The sequence below is a fragment of the Syntrophales bacterium genome (assembly GCA_030655775.1).
Taxonomy (GTDB): domain Bacteria; phylum Desulfobacterota; class Syntrophia; order Syntrophales; family JADFWA01; genus JAUSPI01.
Map to the genome: position 1 here is coordinate 1 of JAUSPI010000055.1, position 3,629 is coordinate 3,629.

The following is a 3,629-nucleotide window of genomic DNA, read 5'->3' on the forward strand; positions in this document are numbered from 1 at the left end:
ACGCACCCCGCATGCCCCGCCCTGTGGGCGGGGAGATTTACATGAATCACTGACACAAACTACTGGGAGATCGTTCAACGGTAGGACAACGGACTCTGACTCCGTGAATCCAGGTTCGAATCCTGGTCTCCCAGCCAGTAAAAACAAGGGGTTAGCCATCACCAGGCTGCCCCTTTTTCTTCTTTATTGAACGGCCGATCAGGAATTAGTCCTGAAATGGCCATTAGGCTCTCGAAAGTCTTTGGTCGCTCTCCGGAAGGCTGGCTAAAGTTACAGCTGCAATATGATTTGTGGAAAGCACAGCAGAGAACTGACCTTAAAAGCCTCAAAAGAATTAAAGCTGCATGAACTTTGAAGAAATTTGAGGATAACCAGCCATTTCAGTTAAACAGGCAGGGTCGAGCGGCTGTTGCTTTTCCATTTTCAGTGTTTTCGTAACTTTTGTGTAGGTCCTATTCCCCTGCCTGTACCTGAATGAAATTAGTTTTAAAAAGCATTCCTACGTAACTAAACCCACCATATAACTGCTGTAAAGCGCATGGCAAGTTATGTTGTGATTACGATATGTGGAAACTATCCGAGATTAGAAAAGCATTATTGGCTTCACCTACTAACAAACAGAATCAAGGCGGTTAAAGTTTATCGATTACTAATGGAAACATGCGCCTGCCGCTTTCCAAAATTCACGACTCTCTTCTAATTGCAAAAGGTATCTATGGCCTTCCGAAACCATCTTGAAATGAGGATGGCTTCGAAAGACCAGGTGGTGTAGCAGATATCTGCTTCGCTATTTGACCCTTTCGATTTCCATCAGGCCGACTGAGGGTTGGTGATTTTTATTGCCTTTTTCCGATTCATTAATAATAATGAATTCGATAGAATTGTCGGATAAAACATCGCCTATCAGAATATCATCCTCATGATCAACTATATAAACGCGTTTACCATCTCTGGAGATAACACCGGAAAAACCTTCCGTGCCCTTTTTTTTGCTGATTTGTCTCTTGGTGTAGGAACGGTCGCCATAAAAAAATCTTCCCTGCTGCTCTTTAATTATCCATTGGCCGTCCACTTCTGAGTTGGAAAAGAAACCTCGTTTTGAGTGGTGATGAGCATAGCTCTTAGTCGTCCACTTACCCTTCAAGTTCAGTACGGTTGATTCGGCAAAAACCGTCCCTACTGAAAAATACATAAAAACCGCAAACAGAACTACTACTACACTTAATCGTTTCATAGAACCTCCTCTCAATTGATATATGATTTGATAAGACTTTGCTTTCTCTTAGGTTAAACATAGAAAAGTTACATTTGTATGTCAATTATTTTCAACAATAATCATTACCATTTGAAATATCGCATGAACTGGTAAAATTAGAAAAGAAACAGTTCAGGAAGTTATGACACAGCAGCGGCAAGTGGTCGAACTTGTCTCTCCACCTGGTCTGACAAGGTATCTTCCGCAATATCCATGTCATATCGACTTTGCAGGTTCAGCCAATAACGCGGGCTCTGGCCAAAATATCGCCCTAAACGCAGAGCGAGTTCAGCAGTAACCGGTCGTTTTCCATTCACGACGTAACTGACCCGCATGGCGGGCACACAAATGTCTTTCGCAAGGCGATATTGGGACAACGTCAGTTCATCCAATAATTCCTTCAAATATACCCCGGGATGTACCGGTGAAATGCGTTTCTTGGTCATGTCAAACCTCCTCTAATGATAATCCTCGATCTCCACATCTTCCGCATATCCGTCGATCCATTGGAAACAGATCCGCCACTGATCGTTAATGCGAATACTCCATTGGCCTTTCCTGTCCCCTTTCATAACCTCGAGCCGATTAGAGGCAGGGAGTCGTAAATCTTGGATCTGAACGGCCGCATCAATGGCATTAAGTTTCATAAATGCCCGCTCTTGAATGTCACTGGGAAATTTTCGAGAAAATTCCCGACGCAAAATCTTAGCTGTTTCGTTGCACCGAAAAGATCTAATCATAGCTAGATAGTAAACTATATGTTTATTAATGTCAAGTGGGGAATGTTTTTCTACGGTACTCTATTCAGGCAGGAATGACTTGCTTACCAGCTGAAAAGTCGTATTCAATGGGATAGAGGACATATCACGCTTTCAGGAAGAAGGAAGAAACAAACGAACAGGAAAATGAGACAAACCCCTTCCGTATCACAACTCCATTGTTAATTTTTAAAGTTCATACACCTGCTATATCGATTTACAGGATTTTCTAAATGTGGTAACAATTTCCAATCTTCTGAGCCCTACGAGAAAGTTATCATGTATCATGAGTTATCCGACACAGAATTCCTGAACCTTATCTTTACCGAGGGTGACCGTCTCGGCCTCGATTATGTTGACGAGGCAAAAAGACGGCAACAGAGCATTGTTCCACTTCTGTGCGACGTTCTTACCGAAGAAGAGAACTACCAATGGGACGGCAGTGACAGATGGTGGGGTGTGATTCATGCAGTTTATATATTAGGCATATTGGGAGATTTACGCTCCATAGATGCACTGTTCAAAGCCAGTGAGTATGGCCATAGATACCGTATAGATTGGTTCTGGGACGCAATGTCTGAATGCTATTCACGCATTGGACCGGCCGTCATTCCAAAGCTGAAGGAATATATCTCTGAGTTTAAATCTGTGGAAGGTCACGACATTCTTAGCCAGATAATCGGGCTGTGGAATATTTGGGAATCTTATCCTGAAACAAGAAAAGACATTGAAGAATATCTTTACACCATTATTACTTCTCCTGATACCACTTACAGTCTAAGGGCAGATCTTATAGGTGATTTTGCACAGATTAACCGCACCGATCTTAAACCTCTTTTCGAAGAATATTTCGAAAAAGGTGAGGTAGAGCTTGAGACGCTCTCCAGAGAAGACCTGGATTATTTTTTCGATAATGTGAACGAACCGCCTGCATTCCGTTACGACATAGAATCATTTTATAGTCTTGAAGAGATGGAAAAAAGGCAGGAGCGCTGGTTAAAGGAAGATGAGAAGGCGGAAACAGAAGATATGGAAGATTATGTTCTCGAAAATTTTAATAGTATCGGAAGAAATGAACAGTGTCCGTGTGGTTCCGGTAAAAAATTCAAGAAATGCCACCTTCCCTGGGCAGAAGAAAAACTGAGGGAGTTGAAGGAAGAAGAAGCCCGTCTTGAGCCCATGCAAATCAATCGCTATGCCATTACAATGGAAAGGCAATCGGAAAGTTCGATTCGCCGGTTTCTCTTGGCAAAAGGTATGACCTCACTATTTCCACAACTGAAAGAGAAGTCTCTTGAGGTTATCAAGGCTCCAGCCGACGAGTTCAAATCCAAAGGATTCATGAGCTACTTTGAACCGATATTTTCCCAGATCACCTTTGAAAGCAAAGAAGAACTTGAGGACTTTACAAAGCTCTTTATGGACTATTACAATGCCCTGGCCCATCAATTTTTACATCACCCAAGGGACGAAAAGCTTATTCATTAAAATCTATTACCAAAACCTGACAAGTTCGTAAAAAGTCTTTTTTTGTCACCCTGAATTTATTTCAGGGTCTCTAACTTATTGAAATGTTTAGATGCTGAAACAAGCGAGATCCTGAAACGAGTTCAGGA

At 42.1% G+C, this 3,629-nt stretch carries 4 protein-coding genes and 1 tRNA gene; 2 read left to right on the forward strand and 3 right to left on the reverse strand.

The genetic code is table 11. From position 1 onward, the window contains the following. The first annotated feature begins 63 nt into the window (after nucleotides 1-63). Nucleotides 64-137, forward strand: a tRNA-Gln gene (locus tag Q7J27_02850). A 650-nt stretch (nucleotides 138-787) separates the two neighbouring features. On the opposite strand, the gene Q7J27_02855 is transcribed toward Q7J27_02850, so the two are convergent. From Q7J27_02855 to Q7J27_02865, 3 genes are all read right to left on the reverse strand, one after another. Beyond that, a complete protein-coding gene (locus Q7J27_02855; GenBank protein ID MDO9528078.1) occupies nucleotides 788-1,234 on the reverse strand; it encodes a hypothetical protein in 447 nt (148 codons plus the stop codon). Nucleotides 1,235-1,395: 161 nt separating this feature from the next. Continuing rightward, nucleotides 1,396-1,701 (reverse strand): HigA family addiction module antitoxin, encoded by a 306-nt coding sequence (locus tag Q7J27_02860; protein ID MDO9528079.1) that lies wholly within the window; start codon nucleotides 1,699-1,701, stop codon nucleotides 1,396-1,398. Between the two features lie 12 nt (nucleotides 1,702-1,713). Beyond that, nucleotides 1,714-1,995, reverse strand: a complete 282-nt coding sequence (locus tag Q7J27_02865; protein MDO9528080.1) for a type II toxin-antitoxin system RelE/ParE family toxin — start codon at nucleotides 1,993-1,995, stop codon at nucleotides 1,714-1,716. A gap of 297 nt (nucleotides 1,996-2,292) precedes the next feature. On the opposite strand from Q7J27_02865, the gene Q7J27_02870 reads away from it, so the two are divergent. Next, nucleotides 2,293-3,501 (forward strand): SEC-C domain-containing protein, encoded by a 1,209-nt coding sequence (locus tag Q7J27_02870; protein MDO9528081.1) that lies wholly within the window; start codon nucleotides 2,293-2,295, stop codon nucleotides 3,499-3,501. Nucleotides 3,502-3,629 lie beyond the last annotated feature (128 nt).

What these genes read in the sequence shown, in the direction of transcription:
- Q7J27_02870 (MDO9528081.1), top strand. Translation starts at nt 2,293, where the DNA reads ATGTATCATGAGTTATCCGACACAGAATTCCTGAACCTTATCTTTACC.
- Q7J27_02860 (MDO9528079.1), bottom strand. Translation starts at nt 1,701, where the DNA reads ATGACCAAGAAACGCATTTCACCGGTACATCCCGGGGTATATTTGAAG.
- Q7J27_02865 (MDO9528080.1), bottom strand. Translation starts at nt 1,995, where the DNA reads ATGATTAGATCTTTTCGGTGCAACGAAACAGCTAAGATTTTGCGTCGG.
- Q7J27_02855 (MDO9528078.1), bottom strand. Translation starts at nt 1,234, where the DNA reads ATGAAACGATTAAGTGTAGTAGTAGTTCTGTTTGCGGTTTTTATGTAT.